This window comes from Peribacillus sp. FSL E2-0159 (assembly GCF_038643155.1).
In the GTDB taxonomy this organism is placed as follows: domain Bacteria; phylum Bacillota; class Bacilli; order Bacillales; family DSM-1321; genus Peribacillus; species Peribacillus simplex.
This window is the reverse complement of the sequence record NZ_CP152053.1, coordinates 728,705-753,115: the sequence shown is the minus strand read 5'-3', so window position 1 is coordinate 753,115 and position 24,411 is coordinate 728,705. Positions and strand designations below refer to the sequence as shown.

At 39.7% G+C, this 24,411-nt stretch carries 27 protein-coding genes; 11 read left to right on the top strand and 16 right to left on the bottom strand.

Going from position 1 to position 24,411, the window contains the following annotated elements:
* Positions 1 to 123: 123 nt before the first annotated feature.
* The 7 genes from NYE63_RS03705 to NYE63_RS03675 form a co-directional block, all read right to left on the bottom strand.
* Entirely contained in the window at positions 124 to 1,329 is a 1,206-nt protein-coding gene (locus NYE63_RS03705) for an MFS transporter (protein WP_342604124.1), read from the bottom strand.
* Positions 1,330 to 1,718: 389 nt separating this feature from the next.
* Entirely contained in the window at positions 1,719 to 2,132 is a 414-nt protein-coding gene (locus tag NYE63_RS03700; protein WP_342605672.1) for a GGDEF domain-containing protein, read from the bottom strand.
* Positions 2,133 to 2,182: 50 nt separating this feature from the next.
* Complete coding sequence (locus NYE63_RS03695) at positions 2,183 to 2,668, bottom strand: PAS domain-containing protein (protein ID WP_342604123.1); 486 nt, start codon at positions 2,666 to 2,668, stop codon at positions 2,183 to 2,185.
* A gap of 180 nt (positions 2,669 to 2,848) precedes the next feature.
* Positions 2,849 to 3,037, bottom strand: coding sequence for a hypothetical protein (locus NYE63_RS03690; protein ID WP_342604122.1), 189 nt, complete (start codon positions 3,035 to 3,037; stop codon positions 2,849 to 2,851).
* Between the two features lie 2 nt (positions 3,038 to 3,039).
* A complete protein-coding gene (locus tag NYE63_RS03685) occupies positions 3,040 to 3,834 on the bottom strand; it encodes a DUF4097 family beta strand repeat-containing protein (protein WP_342604121.1) in 795 nt (264 codons plus the stop codon).
* Positions 3,827 to 4,381: a DUF1700 domain-containing protein gene (locus NYE63_RS03680; protein WP_342604120.1), complete on the bottom strand. Its 555-nt coding sequence runs from the start codon at positions 4,379 to 4,381 to the stop codon at positions 3,827 to 3,829. The genes NYE63_RS03685 and NYE63_RS03680 overlap by 8 nt, the downstream gene beginning before the upstream one ends.
* Positions 4,378 to 4,698 carry a PadR family transcriptional regulator gene (locus NYE63_RS03675; RefSeq protein ID WP_061461705.1) on the bottom strand — a complete coding sequence of 107 codons (321 nt, stop codon included), beginning with the start codon at positions 4,696 to 4,698 and terminating at the stop codon, positions 4,378 to 4,380. Before NYE63_RS03675 ends, NYE63_RS03680 begins: the two co-directional genes overlap by 4 nt.
* A 234-nt stretch (positions 4,699 to 4,932) precedes the next feature.
* Between NYE63_RS03675 and NYE63_RS03670 the strand changes: the two genes are divergently transcribed.
* Positions 4,933 to 5,991, top strand: coding sequence for a DUF2157 domain-containing protein (locus NYE63_RS03670; protein WP_342604119.1), 1,059 nt, complete (start codon positions 4,933 to 4,935; stop codon positions 5,989 to 5,991).
* The gene (locus NYE63_RS03665; protein WP_342604118.1) at positions 5,984 to 6,520 is read left to right on the top strand and encodes a GDYXXLXY domain-containing protein; all 537 of its coding nucleotides are present in this window, start codon (positions 5,984 to 5,986) and stop codon (positions 6,518 to 6,520) included. The genes NYE63_RS03670 and NYE63_RS03665 overlap by 8 nt, the downstream gene beginning before the upstream one ends.
* Before the next feature lie 87 nt (positions 6,521 to 6,607).
* On the opposite strand, the gene NYE63_RS03660 is transcribed toward NYE63_RS03665, so the two are convergent.
* From NYE63_RS03660 to NYE63_RS03645, 4 genes are all read right to left on the bottom strand, one after another.
* Positions 6,608 to 7,087, bottom strand: coding sequence for a C40 family peptidase (locus NYE63_RS03660; RefSeq protein WP_342604117.1), 480 nt, complete (start codon positions 7,085 to 7,087; stop codon positions 6,608 to 6,610).
* Positions 7,088 to 7,282: 195 nt separating this feature from the next.
* On the bottom strand, positions 7,283 to 7,555 hold the full coding sequence (locus tag NYE63_RS03655) for a phage holin (protein WP_342604116.1): 273 nt from the start codon (positions 7,553 to 7,555) through the stop codon (positions 7,283 to 7,285).
* Between the two features lie 411 nt (positions 7,556 to 7,966).
* A complete protein-coding gene (locus NYE63_RS03650; protein WP_342604115.1) occupies positions 7,967 to 9,145 on the bottom strand; it encodes an LL-diaminopimelate aminotransferase in 1,179 nt (392 codons plus the stop codon).
* Positions 9,146 to 9,207: 62 nt separating this feature from the next.
* A complete protein-coding gene (locus tag NYE63_RS03645; RefSeq protein WP_342604114.1) occupies positions 9,208 to 10,098 on the bottom strand; it encodes a TIGR01777 family oxidoreductase in 891 nt (296 codons plus the stop codon).
* Between the two features lie 581 nt (positions 10,099 to 10,679).
* Between NYE63_RS03645 and NYE63_RS03640 the strand changes: the two genes are divergently transcribed.
* The 7 genes from NYE63_RS03640 to NYE63_RS03610 all read left to right on the top strand — a co-directional run bounded on the left by NYE63_RS03640 (position 10,680) and on the right by NYE63_RS03610 (position 17,114).
* Positions 10,680 to 11,093 carry a GNAT family N-acetyltransferase gene (locus NYE63_RS03640; protein ID WP_342604113.1) on the top strand — a complete coding sequence of 138 codons (414 nt, stop codon included), beginning with the start codon at positions 10,680 to 10,682 and terminating at the stop codon, positions 11,091 to 11,093.
* A 376-nt stretch (positions 11,094 to 11,469) separates the two neighbouring features.
* Positions 11,470 to 11,940: a DinB family protein gene (locus tag NYE63_RS03635; protein WP_342604112.1), complete on the top strand. Its 471-nt coding sequence runs from the start codon at positions 11,470 to 11,472 to the stop codon at positions 11,938 to 11,940.
* 266 nt (positions 11,941 to 12,206) lie between these two features.
* Positions 12,207 to 12,680, top strand: a complete 474-nt coding sequence (locus NYE63_RS03630) for a YjgB family protein (protein WP_342604111.1) — start codon at positions 12,207 to 12,209, stop codon at positions 12,678 to 12,680.
* 250 nt (positions 12,681 to 12,930) lie between these two features.
* The gene (locus NYE63_RS03625; protein ID WP_342604110.1) at positions 12,931 to 14,502 is read left to right on the top strand and encodes an S-layer protein; all 1,572 of its coding nucleotides are present in this window, start codon (positions 12,931 to 12,933) and stop codon (positions 14,500 to 14,502) included.
* Between the two features lie 332 nt (positions 14,503 to 14,834).
* Complete coding sequence (locus NYE63_RS03620) at positions 14,835 to 15,659, top strand: amino acid ABC transporter substrate-binding protein (protein WP_342604109.1); 825 nt, start codon at positions 14,835 to 14,837, stop codon at positions 15,657 to 15,659.
* Positions 15,643 to 16,347, top strand: a complete 705-nt coding sequence (locus NYE63_RS03615; protein ID WP_342605671.1) for an amino acid ABC transporter permease — start codon at positions 15,643 to 15,645, stop codon at positions 16,345 to 16,347. The genes NYE63_RS03620 and NYE63_RS03615 overlap by 17 nt, the downstream gene beginning before the upstream one ends.
* Before the next feature lie 29 nt (positions 16,348 to 16,376).
* Positions 16,377 to 17,114 (top strand): amino acid ABC transporter ATP-binding protein, encoded by a 738-nt coding sequence (locus NYE63_RS03610; protein ID WP_144527957.1) that lies wholly within the window; start codon positions 16,377 to 16,379, stop codon positions 17,112 to 17,114.
* 73 nt (positions 17,115 to 17,187) lie between these two features.
* Here the strand turns inward: NYE63_RS03610 and NYE63_RS03605 are convergent, their stop codons facing one another.
* A complete protein-coding gene (locus tag NYE63_RS03605; protein ID WP_342604108.1) occupies positions 17,188 to 18,363 on the bottom strand; it encodes an MFS transporter in 1,176 nt (391 codons plus the stop codon).
* Positions 18,364 to 18,741: 378 nt separating this feature from the next.
* Here NYE63_RS03605 and NYE63_RS03600 point away from each other — a divergent pair, with 378 nt between their 5' ends.
* Together NYE63_RS03600 and NYE63_RS03595 are read left to right on the top strand one after the other, a co-directional pair.
* The gene (locus NYE63_RS03600) at positions 18,742 to 19,452 is read left to right on the top strand and encodes a response regulator transcription factor (protein ID WP_342604107.1); all 711 of its coding nucleotides are present in this window, start codon (positions 18,742 to 18,744) and stop codon (positions 19,450 to 19,452) included.
* Positions 19,449 to 20,849 carry a HAMP domain-containing sensor histidine kinase gene (locus NYE63_RS03595; protein WP_342604106.1) on the top strand — a complete coding sequence of 467 codons (1,401 nt, stop codon included), beginning with the start codon at positions 19,449 to 19,451 and terminating at the stop codon, positions 20,847 to 20,849. Before NYE63_RS03600 ends, NYE63_RS03595 begins: the two co-directional genes overlap by 4 nt.
* 58 nt (positions 20,850 to 20,907) lie before the next feature.
* Here NYE63_RS03595 and NYE63_RS03590 read toward each other — a convergent pair whose 3' ends face one another.
* The 4 genes from NYE63_RS03590 to NYE63_RS03575 all read right to left on the bottom strand — a co-directional run bounded on the left by NYE63_RS03590 (position 20,908) and on the right by NYE63_RS03575 (position 24,406).
* On the bottom strand, positions 20,908 to 21,258 hold the full coding sequence (locus NYE63_RS03590) for a YxeA family protein (protein ID WP_342604105.1): 351 nt from the start codon (positions 21,256 to 21,258) through the stop codon (positions 20,908 to 20,910).
* A gap of 5 nt (positions 21,259 to 21,263) precedes the next feature.
* A complete protein-coding gene (locus NYE63_RS03585) occupies positions 21,264 to 23,183 on the bottom strand; it encodes an ABC transporter permease (protein WP_342604104.1) in 1,920 nt (639 codons plus the stop codon).
* The gene (locus tag NYE63_RS03580) at positions 23,170 to 23,937 is read right to left on the bottom strand and encodes an ABC transporter ATP-binding protein (RefSeq protein WP_342604103.1); all 768 of its coding nucleotides are present in this window, start codon (positions 23,935 to 23,937) and stop codon (positions 23,170 to 23,172) included. The genes NYE63_RS03585 and NYE63_RS03580 overlap by 14 nt, the downstream gene beginning before the upstream one ends.
* Positions 23,938 to 24,115: 178 nt before the next feature.
* Positions 24,116 to 24,406, bottom strand: a complete 291-nt coding sequence (locus NYE63_RS03575; RefSeq protein ID WP_034305497.1) for a DUF3817 domain-containing protein — start codon at positions 24,404 to 24,406, stop codon at positions 24,116 to 24,118.
* Positions 24,407 to 24,411 lie beyond the last annotated feature (5 nt).

Genomic DNA, 24,411 nt, shown 5'->3' with positions numbered 1-24,411 from the left:
CTCTTTTCGATAATAACAAAGTTTTTCCATTTTTTAAATATTTAGGATGATACGTATATGAAACAACGAAGCCAGTGTATTCCTCCTGACCCAAAAAAAAAGAATGACTTCCAATGAAGCCATTCAACGTCTTTCCATTGATTTTACTTTATCCTCGCTCCTGATAATCCATAAATAAACAATCATTGAAATGAAAATCGAAGCGGCTGCCGTGATATAGATGCTCCTATAGCCGAAGAGGAAGCCTATCTGCCCGAACACGATGGCACCTATGCCCACTCCAAGATCGAAAAATGAAAAGTATGTTGCATTCGCCATCGCCTTCCGATTGGGTGCCGTCTTTTCAATCGACCATGCCTGCAGCGTCGGCTGGACAGAACCGAATCCAAATCCATAAAGCACTGCCGCAATGTAAAGGACCGCTTCACTCGGCATCCACGCAAGCAGCAGCATCCCAGCCATGATAAGTACTGTTGAAGGCACAAATATGGCTCGATGTCCCCTTCGGTCATATAATCGACCCGCGAATAATCTCGTGACCATGAGGGCCATTGCATATACTAAAAAGTACCACTGAATTCCATCTACACCTTTTTCCGCTGTATACAGAGGAAGGAATGTTGCAATTCCACCGAAAGTAACGGAGATGAAGAAAATGAGCAAAGATGGCTGAAGGGCACTTTTTTCATATATATCAAACCTTTTGGCTCTGACAGCCGCCGAAGGATCACTTTCCACTTTTTGATACCGAATAAGTGATGCTGCAATGATGGCAAACAATCCTAATAATGAGCAGATCAAAAACAACTCTTGAAAAGGAAGGACCGTAACTAGAAAAAGACCCAATGATGGCCCGAATGCCAGTGCTAAGTTACCCGATAATCCGTAATACCCCATCCCCTCTCCACGCCGTTTCGCAGGGATTATATCGGAAGCAATCGTTCCTGAAGCCGTTGAAGAAAACCCCCAGCCGACGCCCTGCACAATCCTCATCATGAATAACAATCCAATGCTTCCCATAAAACCGAAGGAACCCACCGACAATGCAAAAATGGCCAACCCCGCAAGAAAAACGATGCGCCTTCCCTTCGTCTCCAATAACCTGCCGGCAATTGGCCGAACAAGCAAGGCCGAAAAAGTGAAGATTCCAAGGACAGCCCCCACTAGGCGGTCATCACCGCCAAGCTGTTCTACAAACAGAGGCAGAGTCGGCATCGTCATTTGAAACCCCATGAAGATGCACATATTTGCCAAACAGATCATGATGAAATCACGTGTCCAGATTTTATCATTCCCTCTTACCCGTTCATCCACTAAGGTTTCCCTCATATCCCTTCACCTTCTAATTAGAATAGTTATTGCCAGTTTACTAAAATTGGTTTAAATAAGCGAATGATTTATTTCGTGTACCTAAATATATATATATAAATAAAAGCCCAGTATGACACTAGGCTCCCCCTTTAACATTCATAATGAAAAGCTGACATAACAACTTACCTTCCTATGCAAACTAACAATCTAGGTTCGCCATGCTGAAATACTAAACACCATTGCTTCTATTCATCATTCATACAGCCGAACGACTCCGAATCCATTTAGTTGAAACGAATCCCGCCAATCTAATGGAATAATTTCCTGAAATCCAAAATTCCATTAAACAACCCAGGAATCAACCATCTGCTAGTAAGGAATGGTAGCCTTATTGTATCCCATATCTTTCATCTACCCGCCCGAACGAGTTTCTGTTCTTTTTTTCGCCGTTTATCTTGAAACATTTTTTGATCCGCTTCCATGAATAAGCTATCCATATTCCCTTTGGAATGCGAACGGTAAGCATGCCCGAATGACATACAGATGTGAGGTCCTTTTTTTAGGGGATTTTGCAGAAGGATTTCTTCCTTTAATAATTCACAAAGAGATTCTACTTCTCGCTTGCTTCTATCTATCAGCAGAATGGCAAACTCATCTCCTCCCACTCTTGATACAACAGCGATGTCCGAGAAAATCCGTTTCAATAGATTTGCCGCTTCTTTAATCAATTCATCCCCTTTCTTATGGCCATACGTATCATTCATAAATTTCAGCTCATCTAAATCACACAATATCATGGCAACCGGAGTGTCAAAATCCAGATTGGATTTCGCAGAAATATTATCGAAAAATTGGCGATTATGGATATTCGTTAATGGGACATTTGATATTCAATATCCTGTATGAATCTCACTCTTTCATCGATATTCCGAATGATTCCTTGAACGGCTACCAATTGCTCTTTTTCATATATAGGTGTAGCATATTCCTCGAACCACAAATAATTCCCCTCGATATTTCTCCAGCGTTGAATGACCGGCTTAGTATAATCAATCCCAACGTATATCTTTTCATTTAGGATTTCAAAGTCATCAGGATGAATCCTTTCAAATGGCGAGAAAGGGTCATTGTATGCTTCTTCCAGGACGCCTTGACCTAAAAGTGTATTGATGGATGGACTTAGATACCTGAACTTGGAACTTGAACTTGATTCGTAGCAATAGATAATATCCTTTGAACTTTCCACTATATTAAAAACCTTTTTTTGCTCTTCGAATCCTTTCTTCAGATTTTCCCTTTTCTTGCGAGTGAAGATCGTACGTTTAAATATATCTAATGATAATTTATTGAATTTCATTCTACAGCCCCCATACTTTTGAAGTCATTTTCATTAAAATCTTTTCCTTAGATTTGATGGCGGACTTACACGGTTCATTCATTACTTTTAACATAATTTTTTTCTATATTAATTCCAAAAACATCTAAAATGAAAAACATTAAAATGTTTTTCATTATTTCCTTAGAAGGGGGACCTCTTCTACCAAATTACCCACGCTATGATAAAATGAAAAACGACTAGCATCTTCTCTATTATTGGAAACTCGTCTACTCCTCTCCAGCCGATCGGTACTATATTCCAATAAATATTGGCATCTGTATATGAAGATAAAATGGTCGCATAACTGAAAAAGCCGATCCCAATTGGATCGGCTTTTTCATGCTTCACGACTATTTCGTTACCTCGATTTTCCCATTATTCGTTTCCAATTTAATTAAGTTTTCCCCTTTTCCAATGACAGTGTTGCCCTCATACTTACCAAGGATATCTACTCTCCCATTGTCAACATGAACATCGAAAGTTGTATTTGTCGGTTCATTCTCCGTTTTGATCATGATTTTACCATTATTACTTTCGAAGTCGATCTCCCTATCCAAGTCTTTCGTGAGCAATGTGATTTTACCGTTATTCGATGACCCAATCAGTTTTCCCTCCACATTATTAAGATCTACTTTTCCGTTAGCAGATTTCACTTCAACTTTTTCCGTTATTATATCATTCAGTTCAACTCGGCCATTTTGTGATTTTACAATTAGATTTTTACTTGTCAATCCTGATATCTGCAATTTACCATTATCGGATTCGACGACAAAGGATTTATAAGATTCATCAGGTACATACACCTTTAAGTGTAAGGATTGAATATGAAAACCAAAGCTAAAGGTACGTCGATCTTTTAATTTTACCGAAAGCTTCTTTCCTTCCACATCTGCAGTGAAATCCAACTTGGAAACTTCCACCCCTTTTGAAACCAACTCTATCTTGATCTCCTTATCCTTCGTTGGAATAATCTCTACAGCTGCATTGTCAGTGTCGATTTGAATGTCCGTCACGATCTCCGAAATCGTTTTTTCCTCTGTAGTCGCTTTCTGATCCGTCACTTGGGAAAACGTAAACAGACTTCCTATTACTCCGATCAATAACAAAACAAGTGCAATGATCGATAATTTTTTTACATTAATCATTTTTCAAACCGCCTTTCACAAGGGAAGCGTTAAATTTTAAATAGCGAATAAATCCTTTAGTTAAAGCACTCGTAGCGACAAACATTCCCATGGCAATGAAAATGCCAATCCCGCATAGTCCCAATGCGAAGAACAGATCGAATAATTGAAAGTTACCTATCGCAAGGTTAAACAGAGCGCCAAACGGAGCCAGAATGAACGCTATCGCCGAAGCCCATCCTGCAATGACAACTCCGATCAATGCTATAAAAGGTCCCAAAACGATCACTAAATTAAAGAATCCTAAACCAATGACTGCCCAAACTGCCCGCATTACATTACCGGCAGAAGTCGATTGTTCTACCTGGCCAAGATGATAGGATGCCATCAGCTCCTTGGAAATTTGTTTAGGATTCCCGAGGGATGTGGAGATTTCCTGCTCTGACTTCCCTTTTTCCATTCCAATTGCGAAATACTCTTCGTAATCTTGGAGGATATCTTCCCGTTCCTCTAAGGAAAGTCTGGTTAAAGAGTCATTCAATTGTTTTAAAAACTGTTCCTTATTCATTGGTTCACACCTTCCTTGATTAATTGGTTGACACCATTGGAAAATTCATTCCATTCCGTCAGCAGCTCTTGAAGGTATCTCCGGCCTTTGTCGGTTAACTTATAATACTTGCGCGGAGGCCCCTCTGTTGATTCTTGCAAATAAGTCGTAAAGTACTCTTCCTTCGTCAATCGTCGTAAAAGTGGATATACAGACCCTTCAGATATCTCAATTTGATCCGAAATCTTCTGTACAAGTTCATAGCCATAACGATCCTGCTTATCCAATAAGACAAGTACACACAGTTCCAGGACACCCTTTTTAAATTGTACATTCATAGCACCATCACTCCTTCCAAGAGTCTTTTAGTATAGTTCAATAAACAGTACTGAACATCGAACAATACATCTTGTGTAAATAATTTACCACATGGTACTGTTCATTGCAAGGTACTGAAAAATATTTTTTTGGTCTTACATGCATTCCAATTAGGGTAGAAGAAAATTAACATTATATTCAAAGCTGCAAGAGAATACGATGTATAATAGTAAAATGTGGAAGGGGGAGTTACTTTGGCCAACAAAGAAATAACGAAAAAGCAATTCGAGTTTCTTGAACATGAATTTAATTACCTTGAAAAAGAAGGAGTCATCTCCCATCAAGAGAAAGTCAGGATGTTAGGTTCCTATGATGTAAAAGGTAATTTGAGCTTCATCACTATTCTATTATCCATTGGGGCACTTCTTTTAGGTTTAGGCGTATTGACCTTCGTAGCCAGTAACTGGATCTATTTAAGTAAAACGGTTAAATTCCTGCTCATCATTGCATGCCTCATCGGAGTGAACTTTGCTGGCGTGAAATTGCGGGTACGCTTTCCCAAAACGTCACGAAGTTTGCATTATGCAGGTATTCTGATTTTTGGTGCAGGGATTTTTCTAATCGAGCAGATGTTTAATATCACGATAAATTTCAACAGTTCCTTTTTATTATGGGCAATCGGAACGGTATTCATCGGATACTATTTAAAGGATGTCTTCATCCTCCTTTTTACATCTTTCCTGCTTTTCATTTATATTAACGGAAGTATATTCGCTGATGAAACATCTTATCCGCTTGCCATTCTTGTATTTCTACCGGCTTTATACATTCTGTTAAAGAAATTCGATTACCCTAAATATCTGACCTTTTTCATTAATGCTTTAGCCATCAATACAATCGCCTTATTTCTAATGGAATTCGTGCCGAAGGCCGGTTTTGAAAATTCGAATACGATTGTGCTTTCCATTCTGTTTGTGCTGGGAATCGTGCTTGCCTATATCCCGGTAAGAGCCAAATTACAAAACATCACCCACATACAAGGGCATATCTTACATGGTATTACCGCACTCTTCCTTACCTTTGATTTTTCAATCTGGTTTCCTTTAGCTTATTTCGTTTTTCTGCTTTATCTCATTCTAAAAGGCAGTTTGACCAGCATCGTGATAATATGTGCACTGATTTTCAGATATTACATCTACTCCTTTGACTTCCTGCCAAAATCGCTTACATTCATCATCGGCGGAATCATGCTTATCGGTTTTGGCTTCTTCTTTGAAAATCAACGAAAAAAAGGAGGGGAACTCAATGAGTAATCCATCATTCCGGCCACTCATCGTATTTTCCATTCCAGTCTTGATTCTGTTAGTCTTGGCGTTTCCTCCGGTCTGGACAACAATGACAGGGGATGTAATCAAGATCAAAACAGCCCCGGTCGACCCGACAGACTTGTTTAGGGGCAGCTATGTAGCTTTGAAATACGATATTGAATCAGTTAAGCCATCACAAATCGATGACTCGATTAAAACCGAGTTCAATACAAGAAATATGGGTGATTATAAAAAGGTATATGTACGTTTAAAACAAAACACTGATGGACTATACGATGTCGATTACGTAACGAAAGAAAAACCCGCCAAAGGCGTTTACCTAAAAGGGGAATTGGAAATCCCATATGACCTGCAAAAAGCTGAAACCATTCAGATCAGATACGGTCTGGACAATTATTTCGCATCCGAAGAAAAGGCAAAGGAAATGGAGAAGGACGCATTGGCCAATCCTTCAGTGGCCGTGGTAAAGGTTCGTAATGGCAATGTTGTTTTAACGGATATCATCATTGAATGAATGACCCCCGGATATGACTGGCAAAAAGAGCATCGGTTTTTCGATGCTCTTTTTTTGCTGGACTTTTTTCATATGAACATCAGATTGCTACTTAAGGACTCGTTTTGCCCCTATATATTTTTCTTTCCAATACTTATCATTCATTTTGACCACCTTGACCCCTTTGGTGGTGGTCCCGACAAATGTACCATTTCCATAATAGATTCCCACAAAAGAGACCTGCCCTTTCTTACCTGTCGCATAGAAGACCAAATCTCCCGCTTTTAAATCTTTCTGGTTTACGGCCTTTCCGGTTTTATACTGTTCCGCACTCGTTCTTGGAATCTTCATTTCTGTGGCGGCATTTTTATATACATACTGGGTAAGACCGCTAGCATCAAACCCTTTTGGTGTCGTCCCCCCATATTTATATTTGCTTCCCACCTGCTTCTTTGCCAAAGCGGCAACTTCATCACCATAATTAATAGAGGCTGAAGCATTAGCCGGACTGAATATGAATGCCGTCAATAATGCTCCGATTAAAACTATGGCTGCAAGCCATTTTGAAACTGGTAAACTATAACTCATCTTTTTTCCTCCCCAAACTGAAAATGAACCACAATTTTAAATGTATGTTGCATTTCGGTTTTCAGACCAAAAATCTTTTTTAATTCGGCCATCATCATCTCTGCCAAAAACAAATAACCAGATAACACCGTTTTGTAACTAGTACGGTGTTATCTGGTATATTCTACTCTTCAATAGATGAAAGAATAGTGCCCATTACTTAGGGTCCTTGTATTGTCGAGCATGCTCACTGTCGCTTAGACCTTTAGTGGTATGATCGACCACACCGCCGACCCCAAAGAATGTAAGCGCTATGAAGTTAATGATGCCTAAAGCCCCGTTCAATGCATCATCAGTAATGGTAAAGCCTATAGGGGTAATGTAATTGTTTATGAACGCGGCAACCATCTGCGCCAATAATAAAAGCCCAGGAAGGAGTACCGTGAATATAAACGTAGGATTCTTAAGACGCACTTTCCAGTTGATCATTGCTTTTCCCCCTCTCTATCAAATTAAGTCCGCTTCATTGAAGATGGTAGCGGACTTGCTATATATTATGCGGCTTGTCCTTTTTACGTTCGGAAATTACATTAATAATCTATCGTTCTAGTTTTCATAACAATAAAAAAGTCCATCCGAGGATGGACCTTCTCTTAAACTTCAAAGTAGTTTTTTTAAAACACTAGAGAGCGCCTCACTTTAACAAGTAAATAACAACTTCCCCAAGCTCTATATACTCCTCAGCGCGCCAGTTGATTCCTTCCTTTAAAAAATAAGCTTCTGCCTCTATAGGTGAATTGGTAGTCACCATCCCCTATAAGCGGGAAAAAGCAAAAAAAAAGAACGTTCGATCCGTGATCGAGCGTTCTTTTAACCTGAAAATATTGAATGCTAGTTTTTTCAAACTTCAATTTTCCCCTCCAAAAACATACGGATCCGTTCAGCAGCTTCTGTCAATCTCTCAGCCGGCTGGACCAAGGCCAACCGAACATACCCTTCACCCTGCTTCCCAAAAGCATCGCCTGGGACGACCGTAACCCCTGCTTTTTCAATCAATGCATAGGCAAAATCCCGTGATTTCCAGCCAGCAGGAATCTGGGCCCAAATAAACATGGTAGCAGAGGTTTTCGGCACATACCATCCCCCTTCCGCTAGACCAGATATCAAGGCATCACGTCGGGACTGGTATTCCTTAACCTGTTCGGATAGCAGTGAAAGATTGGAAGTAAGCGCCATCTCGGCAGCTTTTTGGATGGGATAAAAAACCCCATAATCGATATGTGATTTCAATGTTCCCAGGATGTTCAGCGCCTCTCGATTGCCCACCGCATACCCAATGCGGCAGCCGGCCATATTAAAGGTTTTGGAAAGTGAGTTAAATTCAATCCCCACTTCCTTGGCACCAGGAATGGACATAAAACTAATTTGCGGATGATCATCAAAAATCAACTCGGAATAAGCAAAATCGTGAACCACCATAATCTCGCTCTTTTTCGCAAATGATATGACTTCCGTAAAGAAAGCTTCATCAGCAAGGGCAGTGACAGGATTTCCTGGATAACTGATGATCATCATTTTGGTCTTTTTCACTATTTCATCCGGAATTCTGTTGAGCTGCGGCAGGAATCCATTATCGGCAGTAAGCGGCATCGGATAGATGATTCCGCCGGCAAGCTCTACACTTGCTTCATAAATTGGATATCCCGGATCTGGCACCAACACATAATCTCCAGGGTTTATCATCGCCGTTGCCAAGTGTGCAAGGCCATCCTGCGATCCCATCAGTTGAAGGACTTCCCTTTCTGCATCCAGCTCCACTCCATAACGCTTCCGATAAAAATAACGGACTGCCTCATGGAATTCAGGCGTACCTTTTAAAGTATACCCGTAGGAATTCGGATCCTTCGCATACTTCACAAGCGTATCCATTACAAAATCAGGCGGTGGTAAATCCGGACTTCCTACACTCAAATCGATAACATCCATTCCTCGTTTCATTGCATCCTGCTTGCGGGTCGCCAACTCCGAAAATATCCCTGTTGTGAATCTTCCGACTTTTTCAGATGGAGTCATATTCATTCTACGATTCCCCTCCATTAATGATTTTCTATCTATCATTATAGCAATCAATCTCGAGTATTTTAAGAATTTATCAGTATCTGTTCCAGAGCGTCTTCAAGATGATGGAATTTAAATGCATACCCCGCCTTTTCCAATCTCTCAGGTATGACCCAACGGCTTTTTAATATCAATTCCGTTTCAGTCCCCATAAAGAAAGCCCCCATTTCAAGCATGGGTGTTGGACAGGGAAGTCCTATCCTAATATTCATGAGCTTTCTCAAATGAGCCATCAATTCACGATTTGTAACTGGATGTGGCGATGAACAATTGAACACCCCGCTCAACTCCTGATTCTTTCTCAGAAAAAGGACAATGTTAAATAAATCTTCTATATGTATCCAACTGAATTTCTGATTTCCTGATCCTTGATGGCCTCCCAGTCCGAATTTAACCAAATTCCTATATGGGGTCATCACGCCCCCTTCTCCCAATACAATGGCGATCCGTAAAGCAATTTGTCTCGTCTTGGGTAATCGGAAATCGAAAAATGAGCGCTCCCACGCTTTCGCAACATCAACGGAAAAGCCTGAACCGATTACACCATCCTCCTCCGTCATTGGTTTATCTTCAGCATGCCTGTATATCGTTGCCGTACTTGAGTTTATCCATAAGGAAGGAGGATTTTCACATTGTTCAATCGCCTTACCTAGCACTTCAGTCGTATCAGTTCGTGAATCCAATATTTCTTTCTTATTCTTGGCATTGTAGCGGCAATTGACCGTTTTTCCTGCTAGGTTGATTAACATATCCGAATTATCGATCGTTTCCCTTATTCCTTCTTTATCTTCCCAGCCAGTATGCGGGGTTTGCCTGGAGATGATCCTTACCTCATACCCCAAATTCCTGAAATGTTTTTCAAAGTATTGACCGACAAAACCAGTCCCGCCAGCTAAAACCACTTTCTTCAGCATATAACCAACCCACTTTCTTTTATGAGTTAATAGTACGAATAAATAACTAGTGCTTTTTATGTGAAGTAATTCACATGGATTATACCATATTATTACATTAAATAGTAGCAACTCCTACCGCTGTGCAACAATTGGTGAACTTGTCCAAGCAAAAGGGAAAATTACACATAAATTAGTAATGTGGAAATTTATAAAACAAAGGGGATGATTTCAGTGTCAGTGTCAAACAAAAGACTAAGAAGAACTGTTAGTTCTAGTAATGGTGGTTCAAGTAATGGCAATTCCGGAAGTGGAAATAGCAGCCTTAGGTCAGCCTTGAGAAGAGTCTTAGAAAATTTATTAGCCAATAATAGAGGTACTTCAATTAAGGAACCTACTTCCATCAAGAAACCCACTTCTGTCAAAGAATTTGAAAATTAGAAGGTTGCTTTTTTGAGATTAACATGGAATCCCTTTGGACTAATCTAAAGGGATTCCGTGTTGTATCCTGTTTTCTGAATTTGGTTATGTATTTACATGTACCAGCTATATATTTCTAGTGAATAACTGTTATATCTAATAGAGATAAAGGAGAAGTTATGATGTATTTTTTTCGAGACTGGAAACCTAAAAAGGATATAAAGAAATTAACGGATATTACGGTAAAAAATTTTCGGGTTTCGTCCGATAAAGTGAATGAAATTCTGCAAAAGTCACACAAGGTACTTGTGATTTGTAATGATAAAGGTAAAGTAGTGGGGTTTCTTTGTTATAATCTTTATTTATATAAAGTGGCTCATATTAATTATGTAGTCCTTGACAAGAAATATAGAGGAAAGGGAGTTCTGCAATCCCTTTTACCAGAATTAGTAGCATATGTGAGAAAAAAAGGAATCCTTGTAGTGTCCGGTTTCGTGAACAAAAATAACCCTGAAGCATTGCAAAAGTTTAGAGCGCTTGGTTTTAAACCGATTTTAATTTATCATGATGACATTCTAATTCAATCACTGATTTAAAGAGGGTCTCCTAGCGCTTATAGCGTAAAGTAAGAAGAAAGATCGATTAAAATACATTTTATTTTACCCTTCAATAACTGGAATTCTCGGTCTGATACTAATACTAATAAGGGATATTAGGTTTATACGGATATATGAATCATGTGTTCCTTCATACAAACCAGGGAATGAAATCGCCTGTAAATTCTGCACGTATTCATAGGCATTTTCCCTGTACTCTCTTTTGGCAGGAGCTGTATAAATAATAGTAGGAATACGCAATAAATTCACTACCTCAAATTAATCATTGAATTTTCTGTATTTTCAAAAGTATTCCATATTTTCAGCATTCAATCATGCTATAGTGTGTGTATACCTGCTAAAAGGGGAGAAAATCATGAAATCGATAGAACTAATCATCTTAAATCTGGAAGAGGTTAGAAGAAGAAACATTAAACTATGGACTTCAATACCTAAAGGCACACTCCATTGGAAACCAGACGACAAGGCAATGAGCTGTTTAGAAATGGTTAGACATGTCCTTGATAGTGAGCATTACTATCATTTATCTATTAAAAATCAAGGTAGCTTACCAGTTTATGAATCACCATTTGAAAAACAGCCACTCATCTCTGTTGAAGCGGAATTAAACTTTGCCGAACCTTACAGGCGTGATTTTTTGGAAACGATCATATCCTTCAGCGAAGAAGACTTATCCAATATTAAAATTGATCGCTCAAATATGGGATATATCAGGGATTTAGGAGACATGTTGCTAAGAATCGCTTATCATGAGTCTGTACATACTGGTCAATTATTAGACTACTTAAGAACTGCTGGAGTTCCTAGAATTAACGTTTGGGATTAATCACTTCATTTTCAAAGGGTGTTTCATTCATGGTGTAGCACCCAGACTGTAGGCAAACTCGATGAAAATCGAGTTTGCCTACAGTTTTTTTATTACTTGTACAATTTGGACGTTGATTTCCGCTACAGGCACTCGCTTTCCGCGGGCGGTCCGCCCGCGGCGCCTTTGGGCCTTCGGGGTCTCCCCCTGGACGCGCTTTTCCCGTAGGTTCTCTTTTAGGGGCAGGTGCACCGTTTTCAACAGAGCCGGTTGAAGCTGCATCTACATTGGATTCCGCTTCTGGAATAGCTAAGGAACCCGCTCTTACCACCTTATCTGAAATATACAACAAAGCTATTTCAGGAGAAATGCCTTATACTGCCATGGGTTTAAAAATTAATGAAAACACACAAAAAGAAGTATATGAGACATTTGGTTCCCCCCCTGAACCAGGTAACACAGATGAAACTTTTGACTATTACCATGCAGAAATGGGGCATCCAGGATTTGCATTTGCCTATAACGATGACAAGACCATCTCACAAATCCGATATTTTGGGACAAATGTAGAACGGGACCATAATCTGGGAAGCATCACACCTAAAGTTTTAGGGAAACAACTCGGCAGTGCTGACGAAATACGCCATATTTCCAGTACGAATGAAATCAACTACATTTACAAGACAGGGAATTATGAACTGCAATTCATTGTCGGCGAAAATCAAACTGTAGATCATATCAATCTACTCGAAGCTAAATAATATTTACGGCAGAATAGTCGCCGCAGGTTGTAGAGAAAGAAAATTTTCTCTGCAACCTTTTTTGTTTCAGCCCCTCCCCCTTCTTTCCCTTTCAGCTTCCAAACCGCTGTCACCGTCCCAAAACATATAATGGAAGCAAACCGGTCATTTCATTTACATAAAACATACTCACCCCAAACGGATTCTTAATATTTTTACAATAAAATTAGCTTGTTCAACATTATTTCAATATATGGAGGGTGTAGGTAAGATGATTAATAAGTTCAGGACTTTCACAGTATCGGTTCTAAGCATAGCCATCCTTTTTCAGGGACTTCCGGTCGCAGTTGCTGCAAAAGATGCAGAAGACAATCAGAAAAATCCGGGAGGCAGATGGATGAAGGGGGAATATCATGCCCATACCACTCAGTCCGATGATACCGAAGGATCACAGAGCCTTGAAAGCTTGCTAAATAACGCATTTGATAAGTATGGAATGGATTGGATGGGAATTTCCGACCATTTGAGATTGTCTTCAAGGGATGATGAGGGACATTTAATTCCAGGCGGGCCGATACCGCTGTCTCAGGGAATCATTCAATATCAAGTTCCGAAAATAGAACAACTGCAAAAAGAGGGCAAATTTAAAAATAAAGTCATCTTTTCAGGCTTCGAATGGGACATGCCCACATACGAGCATGTCGGCATAGGCATTTTGGGAGATCAGCCGGGCTCACCTAAAAGTCTGAAGGCTGGCAATCAGTTCGAATATCTGTTCACCAACCAAGATGAAAAGATGTTTGATCCTAAGGATGTAGCTGTCTGGAAAACACAGGATCAAAGAGCCAATAAGACATCCGAGGATGCTCGAACAGCATTGGCATGGCTTGAGAAAAATTATAAGAATACAAGTTATGCCATATTGAACCACCCATCAAGAAAAAGGGTGTACAACATATCTGATTTTCGCGACTTCAACAATATCGCCCCGGATGTCATGTTCGGGTTTGAAGGTATGCCGGGTAACCAGATGGAGCCAGATAGAGGCGGTTTAAATCTGACAACACCGGAAAACCGGACCTACGGCGGTTCGGATTACATGCTTGCTAAGGTAGGAGGCGCATGGGATGCGCTTCTTGGGGAAGGTCGTAAGTTCTGGAATTTTTCCAATTCGGACTCCCATTTTGAAATCAGTGAAAACCGCTTATACTCCAGCGGTTACTGGCCAGGAGAATATTCCAAGAATTATACATGGGTAAATGGCTCATCAATAAAATCCGTCCTTGATGGCATGCGTTCAGGGAAATCCTTCTCCGTTTTTGGTGACTTGATAGATGCCCTTGATTTCCAAGCTAAAAACGGAAACAACAAGGTTGATATGGGCGGGGACCTTAAAGTGAAGGAAGGACAGAAGGTCAAGATCACCATCCGATTCAAGAGCCCCCAAAAGAACAACAACGGGGATCCCGTCAAGGTGGATCACGTGGACCTAATTTCCGGGGAAGTAACCGGGAAAGCAGTGCCTGGAACACCTGCTTATAATAAAGCCACCAATGATACGACAAAAGTAGTTAAACGCTTTACAAATAAAGACTGGAAAACCGATCGCGATGGTTTTCATACCATCACTTACAAAGTCAAAGCAAATAAGGATCAATATTTCCGTTTGCGTGGCACGAATCTAGGGGAAAATGTCTCTGGAGAAACGATAAACGGTGAACCGCTGATCGATACAAAGACTGAAATCGAGGATAACGAAACGCGTTTTTCAGAAATAAACAAACGTAACTATAAAGACCTTTGGTTCTATTCGAACCCTATTTTCGTCAGCGTAGAGGATTGAAATCATGATAAACACTAAGTTAAATAAAATTCTGCAATAGTTCTGTATGTTCCAAATAAGCCCCCTCATCCACTTAGATAATAATCGACGTGGATGAGGGGCTTTTTTTCCCTTAGATTCTTAATGATCCCTTCCCTTTCTTTAAAATCCTTCCTCGGATAACGATACACCTTTGTTTTAGTATTATTTCATTTCAATGAGTGAAAAATCCGTATAATTCACCAAGTTTCATTAACACTAATCATATAAGTTATTTTCATTGACTTTTTTCCTTTTCTTGTATAGTATCACAGAGTATCAATCCCTATCAGATTACTAGGAGGTTTACCCAAATGAAAAAAATGGTTGCACTTTTATCGCTATTGTTAGCTTTCACGGTTGTACTTACCGCTTGTGGTACGAATACAAAAAATGAGGCAAACGATACCGACAATAAATCTTCTTCACAAGAAAATCTATATGATAAAGTCAAAAAAGACGGCGTATTAACTGTTGGAACAGAAGGTACATACCCTCCTTTCACATTCCACGATGATTCAGATAAACTAACTGGGTTTGATGTCGAAATTGCTAAAGAAGTGGCAAAACGCCTTGGAGTGAAAGCTGAATTCAAGGAAACACAATGGGACGGCATGTTTGCAGGATTGGATGCAAAACGTTTTGATATGATCGCAAACCAAGTTGGCATCGATGAAGACCGTCAAAAGAAATATGATTTCTCTGACCCATATATTCAATCAGGAGCTGTATTGCTTGTACACAAAGATAATTCGGATATTAAATCCTTCGATGATTTGAAAGGTAAGACCTCTGCACAATCTTTAACGAGTAACTACAATGATCTAGCCAAATCACATGGTGCTGAAGTTACCGGTATTGAAGGATTTTCTCAATCTGTACAGCTTATTGGTTCTAAACGTGTAGATGCGACGATCAATGACAAATTGTCGTACCTTGATTATAAAAAGCAACATCCGGATGCACCTATTAAAGTCGCTGATGAGGAAGAAAGCGGAGTTGCAAGTGGCTTAATGTTCAGAAAAGACAGCGGCAAATTAGTGGAAGAAGTAAACAAAGCATTAAAAGCAATGAAAGACGACGGCACGTACGCAAAAATTTCGGATAAATGGTTCGGTGAAGATGTTTCTCCTAAGTAATATTTTCACCGACCCCGAGCGTATGGACCAACTTGTTTCCATCGCTCAAACCTCCCTCTATCCGATGATAGAGGGAGCTATTCAATATACGATTCCACTAACGCTAATTTCATTTGTTCTCGGCCTTATTCTCGCTGTACTCACAGCATTGGCTAGATTATCTTCCATTAGGATCTTTCAAATAATTGCGCGAGTATATGTGTCAATCATCCGCGGGACACCTTTACTTGTGCAATTATTTATCATTTTCTATGGTCTTCCAAATTTAGGTGTAACCATCAGTCCTTTTATATCGGCTATAATCGGATTCACACTAAGTGTTGGAGCATACGCTTCGGAGATTATAAGAGCTGCCATTTTATCCATACCTAAAGGGCAATGGGAAGCGGGCTATTCGATCGGGATGTCATATACCCAAGCTTTAAAGCGGATCGTCTTGCCGCAAGCAGCGCGTGTATCCGTTCCCCCATTATCCAACACGTTCATTAGCCTTTTAAAAGATACATCGCTTGCATCACTCATTCTTGTAACGGAATTATTCCGTAAAGCTCAAGAGATCGCTGCAAAAAACTATGAATTTCTACTACTTTACATGGAAGCGGCTGCTTTATATTGGATTTTGTGTACCATTTTATCTTTCATACAAGGAAGTTTAGAAGACAGACTTAATCGTTATGTAGCAAAATAAGAACCGCAGTAGTTAAAGGAGATTTTAAAATGATCAACATTAAGAATCTTCATAAATCGTTTGGTGACCTTGAAGTTTTAAAGGGCATCGATTTGGAAGTGGAGCAAGGTAAAGTCATTGTATTGATCGGTCCTTCGGGTTCAGGCAAAACAACCTTTCTTCGGTGTTTGAATCTCCTTGAGGTGCCAACAGACGGGACGATTGAAATCGATGAAACGGTAATGGACTTCAAAAAACCCGTTAGAAAAAAATCGATTACATCTTTTCGCAGTTTGACAGGGATGGTTTTCCAGAGCTATAACCTCTTCCCCCACAAAACAGCATTGGAAAATGTAATGGAAGGCCCCATCATTGTAAAAAACATAGCCAAACATCAAGCGAAAGAAACGGCTGCTGCCCTTCTTACAAAAGTGGGCTTAGGTGAAAAAATCGATTTTTATCCGTTTCAATTGTCCGGCGGACAGCAGCAACGAGTCGGAATTGCAAGGGCCCTGGCCATGGAGCCTAAGGTCATGCTATTCGATGAACCCACTTCCGCTTTAGATCCAGAACTGGTTGGAGATGTGTTACAGGTCATGAAAGACCTGGCGAAAGAAGAAGGGATGACAATGATCGTGGTAACCCATGAAATGCGTTTCGCCCGTGAAGTCGCCGACGAAGTCATTTTCATGGATGAAGGAAAAATAATGGAGCGGGGAAAACCCGAGCAGATTTTTACAAACCCTAAAGAAGCGCGTACACGTAAATTCCTCAATATGATTCAATAAAAAACGGTGCTATTCAAGCACCGCTCGCGGCCCCCCATTTTTATAGAAATGGGGGTTTTTGCCCATCATTAAATTAATGAGATGCTTGGACCTGTCTTGTCTGTGTCCTTACATGGTATAACTGAAAAAGAATCAAAGCAAAAACGGAAAGGATCGCGCCCGATATAAATGGTAAATCAATCGAAATCGAAAATAACCAACCGCCTATCGGAGGACCTGCAATCCTGCCGAACGAGTCGAATGAAGATAGCAGTCCAGTGACACTGCCATGGCCTGTCATTGAACTTTTGGTCAGCAGTGCCGAAATTGCCGGCCGGATGAACCCATTACCCACTCCGAAAATCGTCAGGAAGACCGCCGATGTCCAAAAACCGGAAGAAAACAGGATCAGTATGAAACCGACTGCCGATACGATGATTCCCATTCTGATGACAGCGCCTTCCCCATATTTTTTCGTCATCCTACCCACTAATCCACCTTGAACGATCGCACTGCCAAACCCCATGATCATAAAGATATAGCCTAATTGTACAAGACTTATATCAGCCTTTTTGGCTGCAAAATAGGCAAAAGTTGTTTCGAGTCCTGCCATTGAAAGAGTGACGATCAATTGCAGAAAGAACATGGTTTTAAGAGGCCCTTTAAAGGCTTTCCACATCGACTCTTTATTTTTTGACTGATGGGCCCTCTTTTCAACTGTATGTGATTCCTTCAGTATCGCAATCACTAAGAATAAAGTAATCAAAGAGGAAATTCCAGCAATGTAAAACGGTAAATTCAAACTTGATTTGGAGAATACCCCGCCAATCGCAGGTCCAAAGATGAATCCAAGCCCTGTAGCGGCCCCGATAATTCCCATCCCTTTTCCCCGATCTTCCGGTGTCGTGATATCAGCAACATACGCCATTGCGGTTGGCATGTTTGCCGATGACAAAATCCCACCAATGATTCTGGCTACAAATAATACCCACAAGGAATCTGCCGAAGCCTGGATGAAAAACGAAAGGGCCAGTCCAGCAATCCCGATAATCATGACAGGCTTACGTCCTATCCGGTCAGATATACGTCCCCACATCGGGGCAAAAAATAATTGCATCAGTGAATAAACAGCCATTAAAAGACCAAGCTCTGTAGGACTGCCACCAACCTTTTCAGCAAGGAACGGGATGACGGGAATGATGATCCCAAACCCGACCATGACTAAAAACATCACTAAAAAAAGAACGGGTAACACCTTTTTTGTTTCCATTATATCTTTCTCCTTTTATTCTTCCACATTCGCTACATACTTTTTATAGAAAGATTTGGTCAAAAGAACAGCAACGAATTCCTTAATCATATAACTTAGCATAATATTCCTAACAATACTTTAAACAGTTTATCATACAACCTTTACCAAATCAGCATGAAGCACGATCTTCTTTCGGAAACTCCCTTAACAAAATAAGAACCAGGCATCAGAATCCGGATCTCTACAGTAATTTTTCATGTGATGGTACTTTCGTCTTTCCCACTCTGTTTCGTGAAAATAATGGAATGAGTTCATTAAAAATCTTTTCCTCCCCTTATTTTTTCTTAAGGGGTACTCTATACTGTAGGGTATGATTGATGTTTGGGAGGTAGAAGAATGTCTAATGATCAGTGGATTTTAATAATTGACGATGAAGAAGATTTGGCACGTCTAATGGAGACAGTTTTACATAAAGAAGGTATTCCGAATATTGTTACGGCGGGGACGATTGCTGATGGGTGGGAGAAGTTTCAGAAGTTCGATCCATCACTAGTCTTGCTAGATATTATGCTGCCAGATGGTGAAGGCTATGATTTATGCAAGCAAATTCGTGAAGTGTCGAATGTGCCCATTTTATTTTTGTCGGCAAAGGATGAGGAAATTGATAAGCTTTTAGGGTTAGCGATTGGCGGGGATGATTATATTACCAAACCATTCAGTCCGAAAGAAGTGGCATATCGAGTAAAGGCGCAGCTGAGACGTGCGGGCTTTTCAGAGGAAAAAGCGACTCCGAAAAAATTTCAAGTTGGTCCTTTTGAGCTTAGTGCAAATGAAAATGAAGTGAAAAAGGATGGCAAAACTCTTGAGCTTACAGCTAAAGAAATCGGACTGATGAGCTGTTTTATGCATCACCCGAATCAGATTTTGAGCAAGGAAACTTTATTTGAACATGTTTGGGGAGATGATTTCTTTGGCTCTGATAATACAGTGATGGTACATATTCGCCGTTTACGCGAAAAAATCGAGGCAGATCCTTCAAAGCCTTCTTTTTTAATAACCGTTAAAGGACTTGGTTATAAATTACAAACCAAGGGTGAATCAAGATGAAGTGGAAATTGACACGGCGCTTTTTAGGATCCGTTGTGACAATTGTTGTAATCGTAGGGATCGTAAATACAATTTTACTTTTATCTCTCCTCTTTTATCGAGCCATGCATAATTTCGAGGCAGAAGAAGTATCTGCAGAAAACTTTAGCAGAACATTTTCACAATATGTGGAACTAATAGATAACAAACCAATCGTAAATGAAGAAGGGCTGGAAAAACTGCGGAACAATAACGCCTGGATACAATTTTTGAATGATAAGGGTGAGCAAGTTGCAGCCTTTTATACACCTCAAAAATTGCAAACCGTATATTCTCCTGTTGAAATCGTCCAAATGTATAAGTATAAGGAAATTGATGCAGAGACGACTGTTTTTGTCGGCGAAGCCCATAATTTCAGCTATTTTGTAGGAGTTAAGGAACAGAAAATTGGCCGTTATGTAATAACTTATGATTATGAAAAAGTTTTTAAAAACTTTAACATCTTACTAGTAATATTTTTAATCGTGGATATCATTATTGCATTAGTCATTGGATTCTTATTTGGTAAAAGATTAACGAGTCCGCTTAACATATTAATAGAAGGAATTCAGCAGCTTAGGGAGCGGCGCTTTAAAAAGATGGGCATACCAAAAGGCGTTTATGAAGATGTATTTCGCAATATGAATGAACTATCGGTGAAATTGGATCAGTATGAAAAAGAACGTAATCAACTCGACCAAATGCGTGAGGAATGGATTAGCAATGTTTCTCATGACATGAAGACACCACTTGCTTCCATCCATGGTTATACAGAATTGATGAAAGATAACGCCACTGAATTAACACCACATGAATTGTATGAGTTTACATCCATTATTAATAGACAGTCCGTTTATATGAAAGATTTGTTGGATGACCTGAATTTAACGATGCGTTTGCGCAACCAGCGACTTCCTTTGCAATTTGAAGATGTTGATATCGTTGGGTTTATAAGAGAAATGACGATCGAGCTTTTAAATGATTCACAATTTGGTGATCAACAGGTTGAGTTTGTGGCAAATGTGGACAAAGCAATACATAAAGTGGATAAAAAATTACTGAAACGGGCGATTTTTAACCTTATCTATAATGCACTCGTGCATAACGAGGAAAATGTCGTTTTGAAAATACAAATTGATGATATTCATCTACAATCAGAACTGCATACCCAAATTACGATTGCCGATAATGGCCGCGGTATTCCCGCCAAAGATTTAGAACAGGTTTTTGAACGCTACTATCGGGGTACGAATACTACCAGTACACATGGGACCGGTTTAGGAATGGCCATTGCAAGAGACATTATTCTGGCTCATAAAGGTAAACTGGATTTGACTAGCATTGAAAATAAGGGAACCACAATTAAGATACTTTTATAATTATTTTTCTTACAGAGAAAGGGCTGTCCATAACTTACAGACAGCCCTTCTTTCCTATTTATTTTGTTTGTGCCTTTTTTGGAATATCCTCAAATTTCACTTCATCATATGACGAAACATCACCATTTTTCACGTACATCTTTAAGTAAGCATCTTTTCGAAGATTTTTTTGTGCCGTGAATTCAAGCGGTATCGTTTCACCATCTGCATTTTTGGCGTCCAGTTTATAAGAATAATAAGTCATCACTGAACCATCATCCAGTTTGGTTTCATGTTGTACCCCATCCTCAGTAATTTGCAAATAATAATTATCGGCATTCATGCGGTTAAAGTCTATTTTAGTAAGCGCGAAGACTCCTGCCGCTCCCAGTATAAACAAAATGCCAACTACCATAAGAAATTTCTTCATCTCGATCATCCTTCTGTTTTATTATTTTGTGTGATAATACGATTATAGGAAGCTACCGTTAAGATATAATACAGACCGTAAATAACCGTATAAGCGATCATCCAGATCAACACAGGTTTTGCAAGATTCATCATCAATAAGCCCGAGAAGGCTTTTAAAGCAACCGCACTGTGTAATAACCCCACTGCCAGTGGAACGAAAAATATTACAAACACTTGTGATGCAATGGATTTCCGCATTTCTTTTGCGTTAACACCCAATTTATGAAGCATATTGTATTGTGATTTATCTTCCTCTGCTTCCGTTAGAACTTTAAAGTAAATGATACTGCCTGTTGCCGCTAAAAAAACCAGACCAAGAAAACTTCCGATAAAGAGCAATGAGCCTACACTTTCGATGCTTGTTTGGAAATCTTGAGGGGCACTGGAAAATAGCGCTTCTTCAGGTACTTGTTTTGCAATTTTTCGAGATAAATCCGCGGAAGCATGATCAACACCGATGACACGATATTTTAGCGCTTCCCCTTCTTTTTGCAATGATTTAAATTGATCATTCGATACGACCACTGAAATGCCTGCTGTTCCGGCATTTAATACTGTTTGTGTTTTAAAGCTTTGGAATGTGATTGCCGTGTTGTTTTCTGTCCTGATGGTCTTGTCCTTGTATTCAGGTGAGAATCTTTTGTCATATCCAATATCTAAAATGACTGCTTTGTCATTACTCACATGCAGTGCTTCCTTGCCTTGTACTTCTGCTAATTTGTTATATGTTCTTTCATCGATAACCGTGTAAATCCTTTTATCCGAGCTATCGAATGCCGATCCCTTGTTTAATTCTTTCGTATTAAATGTGACAGATAATGCTTCGACATTTTCATCATACTTTGTACCTGGCAATTCAGCGCTGACTCGTTGATCGCTTTTTGCATCCGTTTGCTGATACATGAAGGTATTCGGATCAACGGTCATAACTTGGTCATTCGCGTTGTAATAAAGACCATAAACCGAACCGCCAGCCGTTACCGTTGTAGCACTTAACACCGCAATTACGGTCAATGTACGTGCATTGCCCCGAATGCGATATAGCAGTTGCGAGATCGTCATCAGATGCAGGCCTTTCCATAGCCATTTTTCATTTTTCTTGATCACAGCTAGCACAAAGCCTGTCACACTATGAAACAATAAAAATGTACCGGCAATAACAGTTGTCAAAATAATGAGTGCCGTCATTAAAAAGCCGACTTTTTCCCACACTTTAGAAGTAAAAAGATCTTGCATCGCCAACCAATAACCGATGACAATCAGGAAAATTCCCAGTAAGGCTACAGTCATCGATGGCTTCGGAGCAGCTTCCCCCTTTTTCGATGCATGGAAGAGATCTATTAATTTAAATTGATAAATCAAACGATAGCCCTGGAATGATGTCACCAAGAAAATAATAAGAAATACGATTGAGGTGTTCAAAGCTGCAGATCCCGAAAATGTAAATGGTGCTATGACATCATAGCCCATTAAATAGATCAAAATCGTCATGAACCCTTTTGAACAAAGAAATCCAAGTAAAATCCCCACAACTAATGAAACCAAACCTAGCAATAGGTTTTCAAAGAAGAGCATCATACCAATCTGACGATTACGTACGCCAAGCAATGCATATAAGGCCACTTCTTTTTTACGTTTTTTCATAAAAAATGAATTGGAATAGGCAATGAAAATGGCAACGAAGAAAATCAGGATAACTGCCGCACCACTCATTAATGAATCCAATTTCTGTGATGAAGCCGTTTGTTCTGCAACTGTATCGCTATATTTTAATGTTACAAATGTGAAGTAGATGATAATGCTAAATACCATGGATGCGATATATAAAAAATATTGGGAGAGGTTTCTAGCAATATTTTTTCTCGCTAGACTAAATAACGTCATCTACCTCACCTCCAATTGTTGCAAGGACATCCATAATTTCTTGGAAGAAAGCTTTACGTGATTGGCCACGACGATAAATTTCTGTTGAAAGCGTACCATCCTTGATGAAGATGATCCGCCGGCAGAAGCTTGCGGCATATGCATCATGTGTCACCAACATGATGGTGGAATTATTATTTTCATTTAGTTCACTTAAGCTTTCCAGCAGACCTGTTGCTGATTTTGAATCAAGTGCACCTGTTGGCTCATCAGCCAGGATCAATGCAGGCTCTGTCACAAGCGCTCTGGCTGCAGCTGTTCTTTGCTTTTGCCCACCGGAGATTTGGTATGGATATTTAGCTAATAAATCTTCAATCCCAAATGCTTTAGCAATACGATTCACCAAGTTAGTAATTTCTTTCGCTGGAATTTTCGCAATCGCCAGTGGTAATAATATATTTTCCTTCACAGTCAATGAGTCTAGCAAATTGTAATCCTGGAAGATGAAACCAAGATTATCACGTCTGAAATCCGTTAAGTCAGTCCCTTTCATATCGTGAATGCTCGTATCATTCATGAAAATTTCCCCTTCGGTCGGCGAGTCAATAGTTGCTAACATATTGAGCAACGTCGATTTCCCCGCTCCAGAAGGTCCCATGATCCCTACAAACTCCCCTGCATGAATGTCAAAAGATATATTTTCCAACGCTGTGTAGGCAGCGCTTGATTTACCATACGTTTTTTTAATATTTTCCACTTTTAATAATGGTTCCATTTGTTTCACCTCTTCAGTATTGTTGATACTTATACTTTACATGCTCATTCTTACAGCATCTTTGTGCCAACCTTACAGCAAGCTTAAATCCATAAAAAAAACGCCTTCCATTTAAATAGAAAGACGTTTTTATTATGGATTTTTCAAAAGTAAAAGTATCAGGGCATGGTTCATTATCTTAACTTTGCTTCAATAGCCTGCGATCGATTACAAAATTCCCAAATGGGATGAATGAAACGATGAAAATCATCGCCATTTTTAAAAAGGACCATTTTGATATGATGCTCACATAAAGTAATAAAAGCCCAAACACGACAAATAAGAAACCATGAATGCTGCCTAAAATGAGTGTTGCTTCCCCAATATCCAATATGTACTTAATGGGCATACCAATGGCAAGCAATAGAACATATGAGATTCCCTCAATTATTGTAATAAACCGAAACCAACCAATAGCTGTCGAAAACATTCGCT